The 22,622-nt window shown below is 70.6% G+C and carries 21 protein-coding genes and 1 riboswitch; of the genes, 19 read left to right on the forward strand and 2 right to left on the reverse strand.

Translation table 11 applies throughout. The features are described from left to right. Positions 1 to 263 precede the first annotated feature (263 nt). The 6 genes from VGH85_14940 (at position 264) to VGH85_14965 (ending at position 8,890) form a co-directional block, all read left to right on the forward strand. Positions 264 to 1,079: a glycosyltransferase family 2 protein gene (locus tag VGH85_14940; protein HEY2175100.1), complete on the forward strand. Its 816-nt coding sequence runs from the start codon at positions 264 to 266 to the stop codon at positions 1,077 to 1,079. Positions 1,080 to 1,122: 43 nt separating this feature from the next. Then, positions 1,123 to 3,252, forward strand: coding sequence for a glycosyltransferase (locus tag VGH85_14945; GenBank protein ID HEY2175101.1), 2,130 nt, complete (start codon positions 1,123 to 1,125; stop codon positions 3,250 to 3,252). Beyond that, a complete protein-coding gene (locus VGH85_14950) occupies positions 3,249 to 4,301 on the forward strand; it encodes a polysaccharide pyruvyl transferase family protein (GenBank protein HEY2175102.1) in 1,053 nt (350 codons plus the stop codon). Before VGH85_14945 ends, VGH85_14950 begins: the two co-directional genes overlap by 4 nt. 71 nt (positions 4,302 to 4,372) lie before the next feature. Beyond that, positions 4,373 to 6,550, forward strand: a complete 2,178-nt coding sequence (locus tag VGH85_14955; protein ID HEY2175103.1) for a hypothetical protein — start codon at positions 4,373 to 4,375, stop codon at positions 6,548 to 6,550. Next, positions 6,547 to 7,407 carry a beta-1,6-N-acetylglucosaminyltransferase gene (locus VGH85_14960; GenBank protein ID HEY2175104.1) on the forward strand — a complete coding sequence of 287 codons (861 nt, stop codon included), beginning with the start codon at positions 6,547 to 6,549 and terminating at the stop codon, positions 7,405 to 7,407. Before VGH85_14955 ends, VGH85_14960 begins: the two co-directional genes overlap by 4 nt. Continuing rightward, positions 7,397 to 8,890, forward strand: coding sequence for an oligosaccharide flippase family protein (locus tag VGH85_14965; protein ID HEY2175105.1), 1,494 nt, complete (start codon positions 7,397 to 7,399; stop codon positions 8,888 to 8,890). Before VGH85_14960 ends, VGH85_14965 begins: the two co-directional genes overlap by 11 nt. 11 nt (positions 8,891 to 8,901) lie before the next feature. Here the strand turns inward: VGH85_14965 and VGH85_14970 are convergent, their stop codons facing one another. Then, positions 8,902 to 9,609, reverse strand: a complete 708-nt coding sequence (locus VGH85_14970) for a glycoside hydrolase family 16 protein (protein ID HEY2175106.1) — start codon at positions 9,607 to 9,609, stop codon at positions 8,902 to 8,904. A gap of 176 nt (positions 9,610 to 9,785) precedes the next feature. Here VGH85_14970 and VGH85_14975 point away from each other — a divergent pair, with 176 nt between their 5' ends. The 3 genes from VGH85_14975 (at position 9,786) to VGH85_14985 (ending at position 11,921) form a co-directional block, all read left to right on the forward strand. Continuing rightward, the gene (locus tag VGH85_14975; GenBank protein ID HEY2175107.1) at positions 9,786 to 10,718 is read left to right on the forward strand and encodes an endonuclease/exonuclease/phosphatase family protein; all 933 of its coding nucleotides are present in this window, start codon (positions 9,786 to 9,788) and stop codon (positions 10,716 to 10,718) included. 70 nt (positions 10,719 to 10,788) lie between these two features. After that, entirely contained in the window at positions 10,789 to 11,439 is a 651-nt protein-coding gene (locus tag VGH85_14980) for a TetR/AcrR family transcriptional regulator (GenBank protein ID HEY2175108.1), read from the forward strand. Beyond that, positions 11,436 to 11,921, forward strand: a complete 486-nt coding sequence (locus tag VGH85_14985; GenBank protein HEY2175109.1) for an SRPBCC family protein — start codon at positions 11,436 to 11,438, stop codon at positions 11,919 to 11,921. Before VGH85_14980 ends, VGH85_14985 begins: the two co-directional genes overlap by 4 nt. A gap of 30 nt (positions 11,922 to 11,951) precedes the next feature. On the opposite strand, the gene VGH85_14990 is transcribed toward VGH85_14985, so the two are convergent. Beyond that, a complete protein-coding gene (locus VGH85_14990) occupies positions 11,952 to 13,088 on the reverse strand; it encodes an amidohydrolase family protein (GenBank protein HEY2175110.1) in 1,137 nt (378 codons plus the stop codon). Between the two features lie 263 nt (positions 13,089 to 13,351). Between VGH85_14990 and VGH85_14995 the strand changes: the two genes are divergently transcribed. The 10 genes from VGH85_14995 to gcvP all read left to right on the forward strand — a co-directional run bounded on the left by VGH85_14995 (position 13,352) and on the right by gcvP (position 22,384). Continuing rightward, entirely contained in the window at positions 13,352 to 13,981 is a 630-nt protein-coding gene (locus tag VGH85_14995) for a CDP-alcohol phosphatidyltransferase family protein (GenBank protein HEY2175111.1), read from the forward strand. Then, on the forward strand, positions 13,978 to 14,907 hold the full coding sequence (locus tag VGH85_15000; GenBank protein ID HEY2175112.1) for a DUF881 domain-containing protein: 930 nt from the start codon (positions 13,978 to 13,980) through the stop codon (positions 14,905 to 14,907). Before VGH85_14995 ends, VGH85_15000 begins: the two co-directional genes overlap by 4 nt. Continuing rightward, positions 14,907 to 15,239 carry a small basic family protein gene (locus tag VGH85_15005; GenBank protein ID HEY2175113.1) on the forward strand — a complete coding sequence of 111 codons (333 nt, stop codon included), beginning with the start codon at positions 14,907 to 14,909 and terminating at the stop codon, positions 15,237 to 15,239. Before VGH85_15000 ends, VGH85_15005 begins: the two co-directional genes overlap by 1 nt. Continuing rightward, complete coding sequence (locus VGH85_15010; GenBank protein ID HEY2175114.1) at positions 15,236 to 15,976, forward strand: DUF881 domain-containing protein; 741 nt, start codon at positions 15,236 to 15,238, stop codon at positions 15,974 to 15,976. The genes VGH85_15005 and VGH85_15010 overlap by 4 nt, the downstream gene beginning before the upstream one ends. A 22-nt stretch (positions 15,977 to 15,998) precedes the next feature. Next, positions 15,999 to 16,388 carry a glycine cleavage system protein GcvH gene (gene gcvH / locus VGH85_15015; protein HEY2175115.1) on the forward strand — a complete coding sequence of 130 codons (390 nt, stop codon included), beginning with the start codon at positions 15,999 to 16,001 and terminating at the stop codon, positions 16,386 to 16,388. Between the two features lie 122 nt (positions 16,389 to 16,510). Continuing rightward, entirely contained in the window at positions 16,511 to 17,041 is a 531-nt protein-coding gene (locus VGH85_15020; GenBank protein ID HEY2175116.1) for an FHA domain-containing protein, read from the forward strand. A 26-nt stretch (positions 17,042 to 17,067) separates the two neighbouring features. Further along, on the forward strand, positions 17,068 to 17,772 hold the full coding sequence (locus VGH85_15025) for a MerR family transcriptional regulator (protein HEY2175117.1): 705 nt from the start codon (positions 17,068 to 17,070) through the stop codon (positions 17,770 to 17,772). 139 nt (positions 17,773 to 17,911) lie between these two features. After that, entirely contained in the window at positions 17,912 to 18,379 is a 468-nt protein-coding gene (locus VGH85_15030) for a bifunctional nuclease family protein (GenBank protein ID HEY2175118.1), read from the forward strand. Between the two features lie 203 nt (positions 18,380 to 18,582). Continuing rightward, on the forward strand, positions 18,583 to 19,206 hold the full coding sequence (locus tag VGH85_15035; protein ID HEY2175119.1) for a MerR family transcriptional regulator: 624 nt from the start codon (positions 18,583 to 18,585) through the stop codon (positions 19,204 to 19,206). A gap of 59 nt (positions 19,207 to 19,265) precedes the next feature. Next, positions 19,266 to 19,361, forward strand: a riboswitch (glycine riboswitch). A gap of 161 nt (positions 19,362 to 19,522) precedes the next feature. After that, a complete protein-coding gene (gcvP, locus tag VGH85_15040; protein ID HEY2175120.1) occupies positions 19,523 to 22,384 on the forward strand; it encodes an aminomethyl-transferring glycine dehydrogenase in 2,862 nt (953 codons plus the stop codon). Positions 22,385 to 22,622 lie beyond the last annotated feature (238 nt).

The raw sequence follows: 22,622 nt of genomic DNA on the forward strand, positions 1-22,622 counted from the left end.
GGTTTATCACGCCGTTTACACCCGCGTCGCATGGATAGGTTCTCCTAGTGGCGTGAGATCGAACAGGGTGGCCGGCGGCCGACAATGCCGTAGCCACCGGCAAACCGCGTCGATGATCTGACCACACGCCCGACCCCGTGGCCTGCCCGCAGGCGCGGAGCCCGCAGTCCTCCTTCCACCTCTTCACCGACCGCTGTCATCAGCGTCCCGGGTTGGCCTCTTGCGGTCCGCACGGGATCCGATCACGCGAACGGAGCATCCGCTTGTCCGAGCACCGCCCCGCGGACCCCCGCACCAGCATCGTCATTCCGGCCAGGAACGAGGCCGCTAACCTCGAGGTCCTTCTGCCGGAGCTACCGCCCGTCCACGAAGTCATTCTCGTCGACGGCCGGTCGGTCGACGGCACCGTCGACGTGGCCCGGTCCGTCAAGCCCGACATCAAGGTCGTCGACCAGACCCGGCGCGGCAAGGGCAATGCGCTCGCCTGCGGATTCGAGGCGGTGACCGGCGACATCGTCGTCATGTTCGATGCCGACTGTTCCGCCGACCCCGCCGAGATCCCGCGGTTCGTCGACGTACTCAAGAGTGGCGCCGACTTCGCCAAGGGCTCGCGCTTCCAGCCGGGCGGCGGCAGCGCCGACATCACGAGACTGCGCGCCGCCGGAAACCGTGGCCTGAATGTCGTGGCGAACCGGATGCTGCGAGCCAGGTATACCGACCTCTGCTACGGCTACAACGCCTTCTGGGTGGACGTGCTGCCGCACCTCGACCTGCCGTCGCCATCCGTCTCGACCCTCGACGGCTCCTCGATGATCTGGGGGGACGGCTTCGAGATCGAGACCGTCATCAACTGCCGCATCGCCGCAGCAGGCCTGTCCGTCACGGAGGTCCCGAGCTACGAGCTCTACCGCGTCTTCGGCGACAGCAATCTCAATGCGGTGTCCGACGGGCTGCGCGTGCTCAAGACGATCGGCACCGAACGCCGTCGAGTCTCCAAGCTGAAGGAGGTTCGTCGCGAGGCTGCACGGGCGAGGGCCGATGAATACATGAGCCGTCGGACGCAGCGCGATATCGCATGACGGCCAGTGGCCCGGTCCTACAGCCATCGCGAGGAGCTTCCCGATGACCGAAGAACGAACGGGTGCCAGCGTCGTCGTCTGCGCCTACACCGAACGCCGCTGGGACGTGCTTGTCGCCAGCTTGGCCGCCGCCGCCCGGCAACTCGACGGCGGCGACCAGCTCATGCTGGTGATCGACCACAACGAAACCCTGCTCGAACGCGCCCGCGCCGAGCTGCACGGCGTCGACATCGTCGACAACACCCACAGCCGAGGGCTGTCCGGTGCGCGAAACACGGCGCTGGAGAAGGTCACCGGCGACATCGTGGTGTTTCTCGACGACGACGCCGTCCCGCGGGACGGCTGGCTCGCCGCACTGCGGGCTCCTTACCGCGACGACGACGTGTTCGCCGTGGGCGGCTGGGCCAGCCCGGCGTGGCCGGATGGTGGCCGCCCCGACCGCATCCCGCCCGAGCTCGACTGGGTCGTCGGGTGCAGCTACGAAGGCATGCCACGGTCCCGCTCGCCGATCCGGAACCTCATGGGCTGCAACATGTCCTTCCGGAGCCACGTCTTCGACCTCGTGGGCGGCTTCGACGAAGGCGTCGGTCGGGTGGGCACCACGCCGCTCGGCTGCGAGGAGACCGAGCTCTGTATCCGGCTCCGCCAGGAGCGTCCCGACGTCGAGATCATCTTCGAGCCGGACGCCATCGTCGACCACAGCGTGACCGTCGACCGCACGACCTGGCGGTACCTCCGTAAGCGTGCCTACGCGGAGGGAATCTCGAAGGCATTGATCTCCGGCGATGTCGGACGCGACGCCATGACGACCGAGGTCGCGTACGGGCGCAAGGTTCTGCCCGCCGCGGTCGTCCGCGACACCCGGAGCTGGCTCGGCGGCGACCGGTCGGCCGCGCAGTCCGTCGGTGCCATACCCCTCACGCTTGGCATGTTCGCGGCCGGCTACGCCGTCGGGCGGCTGCGTAAGACGAAGGCAGCGGCGGGGGAGTTCTCCCCGATCCACGTCGGTGAGGTCGACGTCTCCTCGCTCGACGCCGATATCGATGTGCCCGAGCTGTCGCAGAGCCGCTACCGCGAGGCCCGGTTGGTCGTGCGCGACTCCGGGCGGGTGCTCGGGACGGTGGATGTGCCCGTCGACGCCGGCAAGGTGCGGGCCCAGGCCGTTCGGGACGCGGTGGACAGCGCCCTCGGGACGGATCGCAGTCCCGAGGTCGCGGCCGACGACACCGACCTGACCGCCTCCGTCGTCATCGCCACCGCTGGCCGCGCGGCTCAGGCCGAGCGCTGCATCGCGAGCATCCTGCTCGGCGCACGCGTGCCCGACGAGATCGTCCTCGTCGACAACGCCCCCCACCTCGGGCGAAACGCCGACGCACTACGTGAGCTGGCCGACGCCCACGACATCGTCCGGTACGCCAGCGAGCCACGCCCCGGCGCGAGCGCCGCTCGCAACCTCGGCGCCGCGGCCGCGACGACCGACATCGTCGCGTTCACCGACGACGACGTCGTCGTCGACCGCTGGTGGCTGCACAACCTGCTGACCGAGTTCGGTGACTCCCGGGTGGGGATCGTGACCGGACTGGTCGCACCGCACGTGCTCGACACTCCCGCCCAGGTCTGGTTCGAGGGCATCGGCGGCTTCGGCAAAGGCTTCGACCGGCGGCGGTTCAGCCGCGAGGACACGGAGATCCATCCGCTGTTCCCCTACACCCCCGGGATGGTCGGATCCGGCAACAACATGGCCTGCCGCCGCCGCGTGTGGACGGACCTCGGCGGTATGAGCACCGCGTTGGGCCCCGGGACGGCGACCCGCTCCGGCGAGGACCTCGATCTCTTCCTCCGGTACCTGCTCGCCGGCGGTGCCATCACCTACACGCCGCACGCGCTGGTCTGGCACGAGCATCGGCGGGATGAGGTCGATCTCGTCGACCAGGTACACGGTTACGGGATCGGGCTGTCGGCGATGCTGACCAGGCTCGTGGTCGATGAGCCACGCGAGATCGGCCCGGTGCTGCGCCGAATCGGTCCCGGACTCCACCGGCTCGTCGGAGCGTCGCGGCAGAAGTCGGTCGCCACATCGGCCTCGCCGCCGAAGTCACTGCGCCGCGCCGAGCTCGCCGGATTCGTCCGGGGCCCGCTCGCGCTGCACCGCAGCAGGAAGACGGCGGCATGAGGTTCGCCTATGTCGGCTGGGTCGGGTTCGGCAACCTCGGTGACGACGCGATCGCCGAAGCGTTGCTCGGCCAGCTGCGCCCGGACGAGGTCGTCTACGCCGCGCACACCATGAAGGATCTGCGGCGCGCCGTCGGCCGGGGCGGGGCCGGTGACCGGCACCTGCTGCTCGGCGGAGGGACCGCGATCGGGCGGCGCAACTGGCGCACGGTGCTGAACGTCGCCGGCGTCGCCCAGGCCCGGCAGCGGCCGTGGTTCATGATCGGTGCCGGGGTCGAGGACCCGGCGTTCTCCGGACGGAACAGCTTCTCCGGCCGGGACGAGCTCCATCGCTGGCGCCGTGCGCTCGGCCGTTTCGACCGGGTGACCGTCCGCGGCCCGCGGTCGGCAGAGTTGCTCGCCGACGTCGGCGTCGAGGCCCGCGTCGTCGGCGATCCGGCGCTGTTGCTCGAGCCCGCGGACGAGGCCCGGGCCGGTGAGACCGGCGGCGCGCTCGGCCTCTGCCTCGGCTTCGGCGACGACCTCTGGGGCCATGCTCCGCGCCGGGTCCTCGACGCGGTGACCGAGACCGCCGTGCGGCAGGCCGACTCCGGCCGCCAAGTACGCCTGCTGGTGATGAACGACGAGGACGACGCCGCCGCGCAGCACGTCGTCGACGCGGTCGACGAGCGACACCCCGGTTCGGCCTCGAAACACCGTGTCGGCACCGGTGCCGAGTTCTTCGCCGCACTCGACGGGTGTCACACACTTGTCGCGCAACGACTGCACGGCGCCGTCCTGGCCGCGGCCGCGGGCGTACCGATGATCGCACTCGAATACCAGCCGAAGTGCCGCGATTTCATGGCCTCGATCGGACAGGACGACCTGTCGCTGCGCTGTGACGAGGTGAGCGCGGACCTGCTCACCGACGCGATCGAACGCCTCGACTCGTCCCGCTTCGCGCGGGTCGAGCAGATCACCCTCGCGGTGAAGTCCTACCGCGCAGCCCTGACCGGCGAGCTCACCCGCATCCGTGAGGTCGCGACGACGAGCCGACCCACGACTCGCTGACCAGTTCGGTCACATCGCAGCAAGGAGACCCCTCGCTCGCTGACGACCGGGCAACGGAAGGACGGACCGGCGTGCACGCCACCATCTCCAGCCCCACCCGACATACCGCGCCCGAACCATCGGCGCCGACCCACCTGATTGCCGACGACCCGCCCGATACCGGAGCGACCCTGCGGTGGGCGGCCGCTTGCGTCACCGCGATCTCGGTGGCGATGGTCGCGGTCGGCGCCGCGTCCGGTGTCAGCACCGTCCAGGCGCTCGGCGCGTCGATCTTCTTCCTCTTCGGGATCGGGTCGGCGGCGACGTCGGTAGTCCGGCAGGTGTCCGGGCCGAACTACCTGTTGTTCTCGGTGACGACAAGCCTGACCATCACGTTGCTGAGCGGCTTTGCGATCGCCGAGGCGCACTTCTGGCATCCGGCCGGCGTCTTCGTGGTTCTCGCCGCCGCGGCGGCCGTTCTGCACGGGACGGCACTGGTGCGCACGCGCGGCCTCGGCACGGGCGAGCGACGGAGTCTCTCCGAGGCGGCGGAGCGGGTTCGCCGTGCCGCACCGGCCCTCGTGGCCAGCGTGCTCGGACTCGTCCTGGTCGTGACCAGCTGCCTGGCGCACCACGGCTCCTACGCCGGTTTCGCCGGGCCGTTCACCCGCGTCGGGCCGCTGTGGTACGCCGGACTGGCGCTCGTGGTCGTCGGGGTCGCCGCCGCCGGTGCTGCGGGAGCCCGCTGGATGGCCGGATTCGCCGTCGTCGTACTGGTGACCGTGCTCGCCCTGACACCCGCCTTGCTCTACGACTACCCGACCGTCACGTCGGCCGCCCGGCACGTCGGAGTCGCCCAGGTCATCCGACAGATCGGTGGGGTCGACCCGGCGCAGGGTATCTACCACCGCTGGCCGGCGCTCTTCGCCGGCTCGGCGACGATCTGGGACGTCGGCGACGTGACGAACCCTCTGTCGTGGTCGCGGTGGTGGCCGGTGCTGGTCAATCCCGTGGCTGCGCTCGGGGTACGCGCGCTCGCCGAACGGATCCTGGTGGCCACCCGGACCGGACCGGTCTCCGGGTATCGGCTCTGGGTCGGGGCGGCGATCTTCGCGGTCGCCAACGTTCTCGGCAACGCCTACTTCTCACCGCAATCGACCTGCTTCGTCCTGGCTCTGGTCGTCCTGCTTCTCGCCATCCCCACGATGTCCTCGGCCACCGGCCGCGGGAAGGCGCTCAGGCTGACCGGCCTGACGGTCGTGGCGTTCGCGATCACCGTCACCCATCAGCTCACGCCGTACCTGATCCTGCCGGCGCTCTTCGTGCTGATCGTCTTCCGCCTGATCAAGCCGTGGTACGTGCTGCTGCTCGTCGGCGTCCCCGCCATCGGCTGGGCACTGGCGAACTTCAGCATTCTGCGCCAGTTCGTCAACCTCGGAGCGTTGGGTAAGGCCACCTCCAACGCGGCGCCACCGAGTCACGGCGGCGAGCTCGGATACCGGGGGCTGACCGACTTCGCCATCTACTCGCCGATGACGCTGTTCCTCGTGATCGGCGCGGCCGCCACATTCATCGCGCTGCGCTACCGCGGCCGACTTCGGTGGGCGCTGCTGGCCTGCGCCGCCAGCCCCGCCCTGCTCTTCGCCGGCAACAACTACGGCAACGAGGCGCTGTTCCGGGCAGCCTTGTTCAGCCTGCCCTGGATCGTCACGCTTCTGGTGAGCGGCCGGTGGGAGCTACGCGGCCGCCTGCCGGCCTTCGGCGCCGCACTTCTCGTCGGCGTCGCGGTGTTCTGTGTGGGCACGTACGGGATGGACTGGTATCGCGTGATCCGGCCCGGCACCGTGGACGCCGTGCAGAAGTTCGAGCTGGACGCGCCGGCGAAGTCGGTGGTGCTGATCACCGGCTCGGGGAACGCCGTGCCCGGGCGGCTGACGGCGCGGTCACCGCGCGACCTCTACGTGGCGCGGGACACCCTGCATGTGCTGCCGAAGTCGGTCCACTACAACGGCGCGAACGATGTGTACTCAATGACGCGGGCGATGACCAGGGCCGGCAAACCGTCGGCTTACTACGCCCTCGTGACGACGTCCACCGGCGCATACGACGACCTGTACGGAATCCAGCGGTACCAGGATTTCCTCGCGATGCGCCGGGCAATGCAGACCAGCACCTATTGGAAGCCGGAGTACCGCAGCGCGTCGGCGACGCTGTACCGACTCGACGTGCCGGCCTTCCGGGCCGCCAAACATCGAGCGGGCGGCCGATGAGCGGGATCGTGACGTACCTGATCCTGGCCCACGCCGACGCCGGGCACGTGCGGCGGCTGGTCGCCGCCGTACATCCGGCGCCGGTCGTGCTCCACTGTGACGGCCGTACCGACGACGCGGTGTACGAGGGGATGGTGGCGGGTCAGGACACGGTCATCCCGGTCCGTCGGCGACCGACCCCGTGGGGGAGTTGGGGCGCCGTGACGGCCGAGCTCGACGGACTCCGGGTGGCCCTGCAGAAGACCGACTGCGACCACGTCGTGATCCTGCAGGGCAGCGACTATCCGCTGCAGAGCAACGGCGTCATCGAACGTGCGCTCGGTGACCTCGCCGGCCGCTCGGTCACACCGATGCAACGCCTGCCCCGGGCCGCATGGAGTGGCCACGGCGGGCTGGACCGGCTGCGCTATCCGCATTGGGTCGTGCGCAGGCACATGGTCCGGCTGCCCGTGCGCCGCCGGATCCCGCCCGGCGTCGTCCCGGCCGGTGGCAGCGTCAACAAGATCCTGAGCCGTGCGCACGCCGAGCTGATTCTCGACCTCGACGCGCGTCGACCAGACCTCGCCCGCTTCTGGCGGCGGACCTGGAATCCCGATGAGACCTATGTCCACAGCCTGCTGGCCACGGCGCTGCGATCGGTTCCCGGCGCGGACGACGTCGTCGCCGAAAACCTCTGGTTCACGGACTGGGGCAAGCTACGTCAGCGGAGCCCGGAATGGCTCACCGATCAGCACCGCGACGACGTGACGCGCGCCGCGCGTGGAATGCGGCCACCGGCGCTGTTCGCCCGCAAGTTCGCCAGTTCGCCCAGCAGTCCGCTGCTGGACTTCATCGACGGTGAACTCCGTGCCGTCTGACGTTCTCACCCCACCACGCCGGACCGCATCGCCGCGGCATGCGGTGACTCCGCGCGGCCCGAGGCACCGCCGATCGACGCCCACCGCCAACGGCCTGTTCGGGCGCGGCATGATCTACGTCCTGGTGTGGTCGCTGCAACTCGTCGTTTCATCGGCCGTCTCACCCGTGCTGGCACACCTGCTCGGGTCGTCCGACTTCGGTCATCTCGCGACCTCGATCGCGCTGTACCAGGTGTTCTCGGTGCTCATGGTGTTCGGCCTCGACCAGGCCCTGATCATCGAGCACAGCGACGGTTCCAGCCACCGTGCAGGGGCGGCGCGAATCGTGTGGCTCGGCGCCGCGATCGCGGTCGCACTGACCGCGGTGCTCCTGCTCACGGGGAGGGCGTGGAGCGGCGCCGCCGGGTTCCCGCACTTCCGCGGCATCGTCGTCCTCGCCGTCCTCTGGTCCGGTCCGGGCGCGGTCAACCTGATCATGATGGCGCTGCTCCGGGCCGAGGATCGGCTCGGCGCCTTCGTGGCGATGAACCTGCTGACGTCGATCGGCGGACAGCTCGGCGGCGTCGTCGTGATCGGAGCGGGAGCGCGCACGTCGACGGCCTACGGCTGGGCCGGAGTGGTGGCCCAGTATGCCGCGCTCGCGATCGGGCTCATCCTGATCCGTCCGCGCCTGCGGGGGACTTTCGATCGGGCGTGGAGTTCCCGGGTGTTGCGGGTCGGTTCCTCGATGACCGCCAGTGCGCTCGCCCTCTTCCTGCTCAACAGCGGCGACCGGGTGCTGCTGCAACGCCTTGACGGCGCCGCGTCGGTGGGGCGCTATCAGATCGCCTACGTCGTGGGCTCGGTCCCGATCCTGCTACTCACGTTCCTCAACCAGGCCTGGTTGCCGCGGATCCTCGAGATCCGCGATCGCCGCGAACAGTGGCGCATCCTCGCGGTGTCCCGCGACCGCCTGCTGGGCATCCTCGCGCCGGCCGTCGCCGCGCTCGTCATGGCTTCGCCGGTCGTGCTCGACATCCTCGCACCGGCGTCATATCGACCCTCGTCACTGGTGACGGTGGTGTTCCTGGTGGCGATCGCGGCGTTCCCGGTCGCCGACTGCGCGGCGTCCACGCGCGCACTGCTCGCTCTGCGCCGCACGGTCCCGGTGGCCCTGTGTACCGGTATCGCCGCCGTCATCAACGTCGTACTCAACATCGTCCTCATCCCGCTCGTCCACGTCGACGGGGCTGCCCTGGCTACATTGGCCGCATTCACCGTGCAGGCGATGGTGGCTCGCCGGTACGTCGCACGGGACCGCGCACTACCGCTGCCGAGCCGACGGTCGTCGTTCGTCGGGTTGTGCGCGACGCTCGTCGCCGGTGCGGGCGTCGTGGCCACAGCGTCCGCCGGCCCGTGGCTGGTCGCCCGAGTGGTGCTCACCGGTGGTCTGGTGGCACTCGCGGTCGTCCAATTGGCCGGAGCCGCACGTGCCCAGATCTGACCCCGGTCGGGCTATCGGTAGACCTTCACCCAGTCGACGTCGAGAGTCGCCCTGGTGTCGGCAGCCGCCCGGATGCCGCTGTTGGCGCCCGCCTGCAGCACGAGGTGCATGGCTCCCTTGGGAATCGCCGCGCGATCGTGCACCGTCAGGAAGCGTCGGCCGTCGACCGAATAGGTGATCGACGTCGACGTCCAGACCACGGAGTATGTGTGCCATGTCGTGAACGACCCCGACAGGAATCCGACGTACTCACGGTTTTTCGCGCCATAGTGGACGGTGGCCTGCACCCTCGATCGCGCGGCGTCGGGGTACTCGGCCAGGTCGATCTCCCCTCCGACCGGCCAGTTCTCGGCGTTCGGCCAGAGCAGCATCGCGAAGCCGTGGTCGGCGTTCTTCGAAGCCCGCGCCCGGATGTCCCAGCGCCCGTACGGCTTCGTCGGCTTGCCCGTGTTGCGGCAAAGGCACAGCCCACTACCTTTGGCGCCGACCGTGGCGACGTGCAAGGCACCGCCCGACACGGTCACGAGAGACGGCACCCGGGCGGACGGGGCCTTCGAGTGGGTCGTGTCGTAGACGGCCCAGTCCGAACTCAGTCCGGTGAACGCATAGTTTCGCGCGAGGGGGTACGACGCATTCGCCGCGTTTACCAGGCCGATGCCCGTGGCTACCACCGCAGCGGCTGCGACGACGATGAGCGTCCAACGGCTGCGAAACTTCACGAACTTCCTTTGATCACCGACCGCTTCCACCGTACCTTCTTCGGCACCTGGGTGACCGCGGTCTACGATCACAGAACCCACTTTCCTCCGGGCACCGGCTCGCCGACATGACACCTACGTGCGCACGGAGAGACGATGCCTCGTCGCTTACCCGCCCGCGGCGCGGACCGCATCTCGTGCTGAGCATCGCCGGCGGTGTCCTGCTTCTTGTCGCCGTCGTCGCTCTGATCGCGCATTTTCGCCCGCCGGGACGTTCCTGGGCGCTGGGGGTATCGGCGTTCTCGCCATATCTCATGCTCGCCGCGCCGGCGGCCGCCGTGCTGTTCGTGGTGGCACGGCAGTGGCTCGTGTTGGTGCTCGCCCTCGTCGTCGTGGTCGCTTGTGCGAGCACGCAGAGCCGATTGTTCGTCTCCGCGCGCCCCCCGGCCGACTCGACCCGGCTGGTCACGATGACCTGCAACCTGCGACTCGGGCAGGCGAGCCCCGCGGCCGTCGTCCGCGCCGTGCGCGACCATCGGGTCGACCTGCTGACGCTGCAGGAACTGACCGGGCCGGAGCAGACCCGTCTTGAACAGGCCGGGCTGGACGACGTGCTGCCCTACCACGCTGCCCACGCCGATCCGAGCGCCATCGGTACGGGGATGTGGAGTCGTTATCCGCTCACCTCGATCGGCCGGCGGACGGACTTCACATTTGCCTTTATCACCGCGAAGCTCGCCGTTCCGCGGGTGGCGGTGCCGGTGGCTGTGGTCACGCTCCACATGGCCGGCCCCGTGCCGAGCAGCACGCTCTGGCAGCGCGACATACGGCGCCTGCCCGGAGTATTACGCGACCTGTCACCGGACGGACCCGTCGTCGTCGGCGGGGACTTCAACGCCACGCCGGATATCGCGCAGTTCCGGGCGCTGCTCGTCCACGGTTACGCCGACGGCGCCGAGCAGGCGGGTGCGGGCGTCACGCGGACCTACCCGGCGCACACCTGGTACCCGCCGCTGATCGCGATCGACCACGTGCTGACCAGGCACGCCGTCGCGACGAGCGCGGAGACGTTGTCGATCGCCGGATCGGACCACCGGGCTCTGCTCGTATCGGTGCAGATTCCCCGCTGAGCCGGCCACCGTTCGGAGGACGGTGCTCGCCGCACTTGACACGACACCTGGTCGGCTACACCATATAGCTATGCCTACGGCCTATAGCCAAGTGGAGTCGCGGACCAGCGTCCGGCGACAGGTGGTCATCGACGAGGCGCTCATGCACGCGAAGGAGCTGCTTGACGAGCAAGGTGCCGGGGCGGTCAGCATGTCGGAGATCGCCCGCCGGCTCGGCATGCGTGCTCCGTCTTTGTACAAGTACTTTCCGTCGCTGAACGCGATCTACGATGCGTTGTTCGCCCAGGGATACCGCCTGTCCCTGATGGCGATAGAAGAGGCTGTCGAGGGGCTGGAGCCGGGGCTCGAGCGGCTCCTGACGGCCTGTCGCGCAATGATGCGAGCGAGTTTCGAGGAACGCGGCCTGGCGTCGCTCATGTACTGGCGCCCGCTGACCGGTTTCGAACCCAGCCCGTCGTCCTACGAGCCCAGCGTCGCGATCCGGCGGCTCGTACGCGCCGAGCTCGCGGCGGCGGTCCGCCGCCGCGAGCTGGCGAAGGCCGCCGATTCCGACGAGGCGCTCCGTCTGTTGAGCATCCTGATCGCCGGCATCTATTCGCAGCAGGCGGCGAACGAACCCGACGCACCCTTCGACAAGGGCGCGTTCACCTCACTAAGCGAGACCACCTTCCAGATGTTCGTGCAGCACTACGCACCCCGGTCCCGAAAGGCGAAGTCATGAGACAGGAACTCACCACCGACACGGTCGACCGCTACGTCGACGCCACGCCCGAGGCGCTCTACGCCATCATCGCCGACATCACCCGCACGCCCGAGCTGTCGGACGAGATTCTCAGCTGCACATGGCTCGGCGGCGCCACCGAGCCCGTCGTCGGAGCCCGCTTCCACGCCAAGAACAAGGCCGGCCACGGACCCGCCTGGGGCAACAAGCCGGTCATCGTCACCGTCGTGCCCGACCGCGAGATCGCCTGGGCCCGCACGGAGCCGTTCGCCGGCACCGTCGAATGGCGCTACCGCTTCATCCCCGAGGGCACCGGCACCCGCGTCACCGAGTCCTACACCGTCACCAAGCCGCTGACCATCGTCGGCTGGTTCATCATCGGCGGTCTGTACGGGCGCAAGGACCGCCGTCGTGATCTGCACAACGGCATGACCGAAACGCTCGCCCGGCTCAGCCGGATCGCCGCGACCGCGGCCGTCTGAGGCATCGCGCGCGATCGGTAGGCGGCCTGCTCACACGGTCCGACCCGCCACGACGACCTCCCGCACCCGCAGCCCTCGATCGCCCGGTGACCAGTCGCAGGTGAACAGATCGGCGGGAGCCCCGGGCTCCACCCGGCCACGGCCACGGCCCCGCCCGCCGAGGACGCCGGCCGGGTTTGCCGTCGCCATCCGTACGGCGTCGGCCAGCGACACCCGGGCGAGGTCGACCACCCGGCCCACCGCGTCGGCGAGCGTGATCGCCGATCCGGCCAGGTAGGGGCTGCCGACCGGGGCGAGCCGGCCGTCGGCGGAGAGAGTGACGCGCCCGCCGACCGGCGTGTCGTAGTCGCCGGGCGGTCGCCCGGCCAGGGCCGTGCTGTCGCTGATCAGCACACTGCGCGGCACGGTCTTGGCTCGGATCATCGCGGTCATCGTGTCGGCGGGCAGGTGATGGCCGTCCGCGATGAAGCTGGCGGACAGCGGATCGGCGGCGAGCTGGGCCCAGATGGCATTGGGGTGGCGCGGGATGGTGGCCGGCGCCCCGTTGCCGAGGTGGGTCGACAAGGTCGCCCCGGCGTCCACGCACCGGTGGATCTGTTCGGGGCTCGCGGCGGTGTGGCCGATGGCGGCGACGACACCCCGCGCCCGGCAGGCGCGCACGTAGTCCTCCGCGCCGTCCCACTCGGGGGAGAGAGTGACGATGGCGAGCAGGCCGGCTGCGGCATCGACCCAGGTCTCGAGTTCGGCGACGTCAGGCGGCCGGACATGGCGCGCCTCGTGCACGCCGCGTGCGCCGTCCTGCGGCGACAGGTGCGGGCCTTCGACGTGAATCCCGACGACGCCGTGCCGGGTCGTCTCGTCGCGGGCCACGGCGTCGGCGACGGCGCTGATCCGGGCGAGCATGTCGGCGCGGCCGGCGGTGATGATCGTCGGGCACCAGCCGGTGATCCCGTGCCGCCACAACGCCCGGGTCAGGTCGTGCACGACCGCGGATCCGGGCGGGTCGGCGTTGACGTCCAGGCCGCCGTACCCGTTGACCTGCAGGTCGAGCAGTCCGGGCAACAGCCACGGCAGGTCGGCCTCGTCCGGCGCGTCGTCGATCCCGGTGACGATCCCGTCGGCGACCTGGACCGTGACGGCCCGACCGGTTGGGAGCCGACCCCGCATCAGTGCACCCTTCCTGGCCGGATTCGTCGGGAGCAGACGCTACGACACCCCCGCGGACCCGACGTGACCAGCGTGCCCAAAACGCACTCCTAGTGCGTTTTGGTCCGCGACACGCCGTACGGCGTGCCCAAAACGCACTCCTAGTGCGTTTTGGTCAGGGGCGAGACTTGGCGGCTCGGGGCCGAACACGGCCGGTCGTAGACTGACCGCACTGTGGCGACGCACTCGACCGGCAGGTGCGGTCGGGGACGCGAGGAGGTCGGGTGACACCGGAGTCGCGGCTGGCGGCCGCCGACCCGCCCATCGACCGGGTCTGGACCATTCCCAACGCGCTGTCCATCGCGCGGTTGCTCGGGGTGCCGCTGTTCCTCTGGCTGCTGCTCGGCCCGCACGCCGACATCGCCGCTCTGGTGGTGCTGGCACTCTCCGGCATCTCCGACTACCTCGACGGCAAGATCGCCCGCGCTCTCGGCCAGACCAGCCAGCTCGGCGTACTCCTCGATCCGGCCGCCGACCGGCTCTACGTCCTGGCGACGCTGGTGGCGTTCGCGGTGCGAGGGCTGATCCCGTGGTGGCTCGTGGCGATCCTGGTCGGCCGCGACCTGATTCTCGGCCTGTGCCTGCCGGTGCTGCGCCGCCACGGCTACGGCCCGCTGCAGGTGCACTACCTGGGCAAGGCGGCGACCTTCAACCTGCTCTACGCCTTCCCGTTCCTGCTGCTCGCCGAGATCGTCGGAGGCACGGCCGCCCAGGTGATCCAGCCGATCGCGTGGGCGTTCACGATCTGGGGTACGGCGCTCTACCTGTGGGCGGGCGCGCTCTACGTGTGGCAGGTCATCACACTGGTAGGGGCCGACCGCCGGGGGGCACCACCCGCGCCGGAGACCGTGTGACGAAGACGCAGACGCCGGCCACCGGATCCGGCACCGGACCGACGCGCTCGCTGCTCGACGGGTTGATGAACGACACCCTCGATCCCGGGTACGCCGAGGCCGCGAAGAGACGTGCCGCCGCCGGTGCGCCCGCACCTGCACGGGGCCGCGCCCGGACCTGGCTGGTGATCGGGTTGGTCCTGGCCGGGCTGCTTCTTGCGGTGGCCTACCGGCAGACCGCCCGCCAGGCACCGGAGTCGGCTCGGGACCGGCAGGCGCTGATCGGCGACGTCGACCGGGCCACCCGCACCGGGGACCAGCTGCAGCGCAAGGTCGCGGCCTTGACCGCCGCGGTCGGCCGGGACCGCAGCGCCGGACTCGCCGAGACCAGCTCGGGCCGGGCCGCCGCGGGCACGTTGACCCGTCTGGAGGCCGCGGCCGCACTCGTGCCGGTCCACGGCCCGGGCATCGCGGTCACCCTTGCCGACGCCGCACCGATCAAGCGCACCGACCCGGTGACCGGACAGCAGACCACCGAGCCGCCGAACGACACCGGGCTCGTACAGGACCGCGATCTGCAGAGCATCGTCAATGCGCTCTGGGCGTCCGGCGCGGAGGCCGTCGCGATCAACGGGCAGCGGCTCGCCCCCACCAGCACCATTCGCGCGGCCGGTGGCGCCATCCTCGTCGACCTCTTCCCGGTGTCGAGTCCCTACACGATCCAGGCGATCGGCGAGCCGGGCGGGCTCGGCGCGAGGTTCGCCGGATCCCCGACGGCCAGTCAGTTCCGTAGCTACGTCGGCCTTTACGGCCTGCAGTTCGCCACCCGGACCGCGGGTCACCTGTCGCTCCCTGCGGCCGCCGACGCCGGCCTGCACTACGCCCGACCGGTACCGGCCACACGGACGCCCACCACACCGGCGCCCACCAAACGGGGAGGCCACTGATGATCCCGGCCCTCGCGCTCGCCGTCGGCATCGTCCTCGGCATCGTCCTCGGACCCACCGTGCCGTTGTGGCTGCAGCCCTATCTGCCCATCGCCGTGGTCGCCGCCCTGGACGCGGTGTTCGGCGGCGTCCGTGCCCACCTCGACGGCATCTTCGACGCGAAGGTCTTCGTCGTGTCCTTCGTCTCCAACGCCCTCGTCGCCGCCCTGATCGTCTTCCTCGGCGACAAGCTCGGCGTCGGGGCGCAGCTTTCCACCGGAGTGGTCGTCGTCTTCGGGATCCGCATCTTCGGCAACGTGGCCGCGATCCGCCGGCACGTGTTCCGGGCATGACCGACGCCGGGCGCGCCGAACAGGTGCGCGAGAAGCTCCGGACCGCCGCGCGCTTCGGCACCTCGCCGGCCGGTCTTCTGATCGGGCTGCTCTGCGGCCTGCTCGGGTTCGGCCTCGCCGTCCAGGTGCACTCCCAGACCGCGACCGGCGGGCTGGCGACCGCGCGGCAGTCCGACCTGGTCCGGATCCTCGACGACGTCTCCAGCCGCGAGCAGCGGCTGCGCGGTCAGGTCGCGGCGCTGCAGGCAACGAGGAGCCGGCTGGCGTCGGGCGGCGACCGGGCCGCCGCGGCGCTCACCGAAGCCAGGTCGCGGGCGTCGTCGCTCGCCATCCTGGCCGGCACCCTGCCCGCGCAAGGTCCCGGACTCGACCTGACCATCACCGACCCGCGGTCCCGGGTCGACCCCGACACCCTGCTCGACGCCGTACAGGAACTTCGCGCGGCCGGTGCCGAGACCATCGAGGTCAACGACGTACGGATCGGGTTGTCCAGCGCCTGGACCGGTTCGGCCGGGGGAGTGTCGCTGGACGGAAAGAGCCTGACCGCGCCGTACAACGTCGTGGCGATCGGCGACCCGTCCACCCTCGCGGCGGCGATGAACATCCCCGGAGGTGTCGCGGACACCGTGCACCAGCAGGGCGGACTGGTGAGTTCGATCCAGCGTGACCACGTCGTCGTCTCCGCCTTGCGACCCATTTCGCGGCTTCATTACGCTGCACCGACCGGCGGGCATTGACCAACACCCCGAGAGGACCTGCGTGAGTACCCCTACGGAGCTGAAGTACACCGCCGAGCACGAGTGGGCGAAGGTCGGTCCGGACGGCCGGACGATCCGGGTGGGCGTCACCGACTTCGCGCAGAACGCGCTCGGGGACGTCGTCTTCGTCTCGCTGCCCGCGGTCGACACCGACCTCGAGAAGGGCCAGCCGATGGGCGAGGTCGAGTCGACGAAGAGCGTCTCCGACGTCTACGCACCGGCCTCCGGCACCGTCGCCGCGCGCAACGACGCCCTCGACGAGCACCCCGAACTGATCAACTCCGATCCGTACGGCGACGGCTGGCTGGTGGAGATCACCGTCACCGACACATCGGCGTTGGAGGACATGCTCGATGCCGAGGCGTACCAGAAGACCCTCGACCCGCAGTGACGGGTGAGGGTCGACAGTCGGAAACGACACGACGCCAACCGTCGACCTTCAGTTGACCTTGTAACGACCGCCTGGCTACGCTTCGCACGCCCGGTGGCCGACAGGGGGAGGCGAGTCTGATCGTGTTTTGTACCCGATGCGGCCAGCAGAATGCCGACGAAAGTCGGTTCTGCTCGCAGTGTGGCGCGCGCCTGCCGCGCTCCGGTGAGACGTCGGCGGCGGAGACGACGTCGATCATCCCGAGCAGCGCGTTCGACGACGTCGCCGAGGCGACCGAAGCATCCGAGCCCGGCCAACTGGGATCGGTCGACGCGCTCCCGGCCGGTTCCGCGCTGCTCGTCGTCAAGCGCGGCCCCAACGCCGGCAGCCGGTTCCTGCTCGACCAGGACACGACCACGGCCGGACGCCATCCCGACAGCGACATCTTCCTCGACGACGTGACGGTCTCCCGGCGGCACGCGGAGTTCCGGCGCAGCGGTGCCGACTTCTCGGTGTTCGACGTCGGCAGCCTCAACGGCACCTACGTCAACCGCGAGCGGATCGAGGGCGTCGGACTCACCGGCGGCGACGAGGTGCAGATCGGCAAATTCCGGCTGGTGTTCCTCACCGGCTCCCAAGCGGGGAGCGAGGACGTGTCACAGGCGGCCGGGTGACCTCGGCCGGGTCCGCCCGGGCATTCATGAGCATCGGCGAGGTGCTCTCCCAACTCCGCCCGGACTTCCCCGACGTCACCATCTCCAAGATCAGGTTCCTGGAGTCCGAAGGACTGGTCAGCCCGCACCGGACCCCGTCCGGCTATCGCAAGTTCTCCCGGGAGGACATGAGCCGGCTCAGCTACGTGCTGGCGGCGCAGCGGGACCGGTACCTGCCGTTACGGGTGATCAAGGAGCACCTCGACGCCCTCGACCGGGGGCTCGAGCCGCCCGACGCCCCCGGCGGGGCGCCGCGGGTGCCGCGGGCACTGGTCGCGGCCGAGGGGCTGCCCGACGCCGAGGACTTCGAGCCGAGCCGCTCGCCCATCCGGCTGTCCCGGGCCGAGGTGCTCGCCGCGACCGGCCTGACCGACGAGGCGCTGACCCAGCTCGAGCAGTTCGGGATGGTGACCTCCCGTGGCGGCCACTACGACGACACGTCGCTCACGGTCGCCCAGGCGGTCGGCGAGCTGTCCCGGTACGGCATCGAGCCGAGGCACCTGCGGGCCTTCCGGACGGCGGCCGACCGCGAGGTCGGACTCGTCCAGCAGGTGGTCACCCCCCTGGTCCGGCAACGCAGTCCGGAGGCGCGGGGGCGGGCCGAGGAGGCCGTCCAGGAGCTCGCCGCGCTGTCCGTCCGGCTGCACGCCGCTCTGGTGAAAGCGGGGTTGCGTTCGGTGCTCGGCGGTTAGCCCGCAGGCCCTGGGGTATAGCGGGATCAGGTATGCGAACGTTGGCCTCGCGAGCAGTGCTGGCCGCGCGGGCGCAGACGCCGGACGTGTAAGTTCAAAGTAGTGTCCCGGCGTCCACGGTCAGGGAGGCAAGTGCAGTATGAACGAGATGCAGGTCGTGGGTGTGCGAGTTGAGCTCCCGGTCAACCAGCCCATAGTGCTCCTCAAAGAGGCCAACGGAGAGCGCTATCTCCCGATCTGGATCGGCGCCGTCGAGGCCTCGGCGATCGCCTTCGAGCAGCAGGGTGTGAAGCCCGCCCGGCCCATGACGCACGACCTTCTCCGCGACGTGGTCGCGGCCCTCGGCGGTCAGCTCGAGTCGGTGCACATCACCGAGATGCGGGACCAGATCTTCTTCGCCGACCTGGTCTTCGCCAGTGGCGCCCGGGTCAGTGCCCGCCCGTCGGACGCCATCGCGCTCGCCCTGCGGTCCGGCGCGACGATCTACGGCGAGGACGCCGTCCTCGAGGAGGCCGGGATCCTCATCCCGGACGAGCAGGAGGACGAGGTGGAGAAGTTCCGCGAGTTCCTCGACACCATCTCGCCGGACGACTTCGCCGGGCAGTAGACCGGCCACGCTCGCCCCGGGCCGAGCCAGGCGTAAGCCTGAGTCTCCAGTCGAGGTCGAAGGTTACGACACGCCCTCGGCGCCCGTTGACCGCGGCCTCGCGGGCGCCTACCGTCCAAATCCTCACCGTGTGACTCGGGCCGGCTGATTCGGTCTGCTGCCGGGCGATGAGAGTCCTCATCGAGCGCACCCGGGAGGCTGTCGTGAGCGGACGCGACCACCCGGGAGACGGCCGATCCGGCCCGCAGCCCCCCGAGCCGTCCGAGGTTGAGCTTCCCGTCTCCCGCCCCACCCAGGGGTCGCTGTTCGACGACGGCACCGAACCGGTGCCCGACGAGATGATCGGCTACCGGGGCCCGGCGGCCTGCTCCGCGACCGGGATCACCTACCGCCAACTCGACTACTGGGCCCGCACCGGGCTGGTCGCACCGTCGATCCGGACGGCGTCCGGCTCCGGCACCCAACGGCTGTACTCGTTCACCGACATCGTCGTGCTCAAGGTCGTCAAACGGCTGCTGGACACCGGGGTCTCCCTGGCCAACATCCGCACCGCGGTGGAGCACCTGCGCCGCCGCGGGGCCGACGACCTCGCCGAGCTGACCCTGCTCTCCGACGGCACCACCGTCTACGAGTGCACCTCGCCCGAGGAGGTCGTCGACCTGCTCCAGGGCGGCCAGGGTGTGTTCGGGATCGCGGTCAGCGGCGCCCTGCGTGAGCTGACCGGATCGCTGGCCGAGCTCCCCGGCGAACGCCTCGACGGCGCCGTGGTCGAGCGCGGGGTCCCCGACGAGCTGTCCGAGCGGCGCCGGTCGCGCCGCACCGGCTGACCCACTCGCCCCGCCGCCGGTCCGAATCGGCGCCACGCTGGTACCGTCGAGGACGCCACCGACCCCACGCGGGAGAGTTCCCACGCCGCCAGCATGGGACGCCGAAGGAGCAACCCTCCCCGGAACCTCTCAGGCCAACGGACCGCGCAGGCGAGGCGACTCTGGAAAGCGGGACCGGACCACCGGTCCCCGCCGACGGTGCAAGTCCACCGGTCCCGGCCGGTGCGGCGAAGCTCTCAGGCCTCGATGACAGAGGGGGAGGACGCGGGTGGCCCGCCGCCGCCCGTCGCCCCCGTCCGTCCCGTTGGAGGCCCCGATGCCCGATCGTCTGGTCGACCTGGAACGCGGTATCCCGTTCACCCGCCGGCACATCGGCCCGGATGCCGACGAGCAGGCCAAGATGCTGGCCGTCATCGGCTACGGCTCACTCGACGATCTTGCCGACGCGGCGCTTCCGGAGGCCATCCGCTCCGCCGATCCGCTCAGCCTGCCCGCGGCCGGCACCGAGCCCGAGATCATCGCGGAGTTGCGCGGCCTCGCCGCCGCCAACAGCGTCCAGACGTCGATGATCGGCCTCGGCTACCACGACACCGTCACGCCCGGCGTGATCCGCCGCAACGTGCTGGAGAACCCCGGCTGGTACACCGCCTACACGCCGTACCAGCCGGAGATCAGCCAGGGCCGGCTCGAGGCGCTGCTGACCTTCCAGACCGTCATCGAGGACCTCACCGGGCTCCCGGTCGCCGGCGCGTCCCTGCTCGACGAGGCGACCGCGGCCGCGGAGGCGATGACCCTCGCCCGGCGTACGTCGAAGGTCGCGGCCGATCGGTTCCTGGTCGACGCCGAGGTGCTGCCGCAGACGATCGCGGTGCTCGCGACGCGGGCCCGGCCGCTGGGTCTCGAGGTGGTCGTGACCGACCTGTCGGACGGGTTGCCCGACGGCGAGTTCTTCGGCGCGCTGCTGCAGTACCCGGCGGCGACCGGGGCCGTCCGCGACCACGCCGCTGTCGTCGCGGCCGCACAGGAACGCGGCGCGGTCGTCGCGGTGGCCGCCGACCTGCTCGCGCTGACCCTGCTCCGGCCGCCGGGGGAGATCGGCGCCGACGTCGCCGTCGGCTCGGCCCAGCGGTTCGGTGTTCCGCTCGGATTCGGCGGCCCGCATGCCGGATACATCGCCGTCCGGCAGGGCCTCACCCGGTCGTTGCCCGGCCGGCTGGTAGGCGTGTCGAAGGACTCCGCGGGTGCCCCGGCCTACCGGCTGGCGCTGCAGACGCGGGAACAGCACATTCGCCGTGAGAAGGCCACCAGCAACATCTGCACCGCCCAGGTGCTGCTCGCCGTGATGGCCGGCATGTACGCCGTCTACCACGGCCCCGAGGGTCTCGCCGCGATCGCCCGCCGGGTGCACCGCTACGCCGCGCTGCTCGGTGCGGGGCTCCGCGCCGGCGGGGTCGACCTGACGCACGAGACCTACTTCGACACCCTGACCGCGCTCGTCCCGGGGCGCGCGGGCGAGGTCGTCGCCGCGGCGGTCGAGCGCGGCGTCAATCTGCGCCTCGTCGATGACGACCGGGTCGGGATCACCTGCGACGAGGTCACCAACCGGGCGGCGCTGGCGGCCGTCTGGTCGGCGTTCGGCGTCCCCGAGCCGGAGCTCGACGCGCTCGACGAGACGACCCCCGACGCGCTGCCCGAGCCGCTGCGCCGGTCGAGCCCCTACCTGGCCCACCCGGTCTTCCACCAGCACCGTTCCGAGACAGCGATGCTGCGCTACCTCCGCCGGTTGTCCGACCGCGACATCGCCCTCGACCGGTCGATGATCCCGCTCGGCTCCTGCACCATGAAGCTCAACGCCACCACCGAGATGGAGCCGGTCACCTGGCCGGAGTTCGCCCGGATCCACCCGTTCGCGCCGGCCGACCAGTCGCGCGGCTATGCCCGGCTGCTGGCCGATCTGCAGCAGTGGCTGGTCGAGATCACCGGATACGCCGCGGTGTCCCTGCAGCCCAACGCCGGCAGCCAGGGCGAGCTGGCCGGACTGCTCGCGATCCGCGGCTACCACGAAGCGCAGGGACAGACCGCGCGCGACGTATGCCTGATCCCCTCCTCCGCGCACGGCACCAACGCGGCCAGCGCGGTCATGGCCGGCCTCTCGGTCGTCGTGGTCGCCTGCGACGGCGCGGGCAACATCGACCTCGACGACCTGCGCGCGAAGCTCGCCACCCACGGCGAGCGGCTCGCCGCGATCATGCTCACCTATCCGTCGACGCACGGGGTCTTCGAGACCTCGGTCGCGCAGGTGTGCGCGCTCGTGCACGATGCCGGCGGGCAGGTCTACGTCGACGGCGCCAACCTCAACGCCCTGGTCGGCCTGGCCCGGCCGGGTGACTTCGGCGCCGACGTCTCGCACCTCAACCTGCACAAGACCTTCTGCATCCCGCACGGGGGCGGCGGACCCGGCGTCGGCCCGATCGGCGTCCGGGCGCATCTCGCCGACCACCTGCCCAACCACCCGCTGGACCCCTCAGCCGGGCCGCCGACCGGTCCCGGGCCGGTGTCCGCGGCGCCGTACGGGTCAGCTGGGGTGCTCCCGATCTCCTGGGCCTATCTCCGGCTGATGGGCCCGGACGGGCTCCGGCAGGCCTCGCAGGTCGCCGTACTCGCCGCCAACTACCTCGCCCGGCGGCTCGCGCCGCACTACCCGGTCCTCTACACCGGGCGCGGCGGGCTCGTCGCCCACGAGTGCATCATCGATCTGCGGCCGCTCACCGCCCAGACCGGGATCACCGTCGAGGACGTCGCCAAACGGTTGATCGACTACGGCTTCCACGCCCCGACCATGTCGTTCCCGGTCGCCGGGACGCTGATGGTCGAGCCGACCGAGTCGGAGGATCTCGCCGAGCTGGACCGGTTCGTCGACGCAATGGTCGGGATCCGGCAGGAGATCGAGAAGGTGGCGGCGGGGGAGTACGACCGGGCTGACAACCCGCTGACCGGCGCCCCGCACACGGCTGCGGCGCTGGCCGGGGACTGGGGTCACCCCTATGGGCGCGACGTGGCGGCCTACCCGCTGCCGGGGCTACGTCAGGACAAGTACTGGTCGCCGGTCGGGAGAATCGACGGCGGGTACGGGGACCGCAACCTCATGTGCAGCTGCCCGCCTCTGCCGGAGGCCTGACCGGCCGCGGTAACTCAGGCGGCAGGCGCGGTTACCAAGGGTTGCCGGCGGCGCGGGGCGATGACCCGACCGTCGGGGAGGAGCTCGCCGGTGTCGTCGAAGAAGACGACACCGTTGCAAAGCAGACTCCATCCCTGCTCGGGATGGCTGGATACGACTTGGGCGGCGTCTCGATCGGCGTCGTCAGCCGACGGGCACGGAGTTTCGTGCGGACACATGGCTCTCAAATTCCTGTGCA

Source organism: Mycobacteriales bacterium, from assembly GCA_036497565.1.
Lineage (GTDB): Bacteria > Actinomycetota > Actinomycetes > Mycobacteriales > QHCD01 > DASXJE01.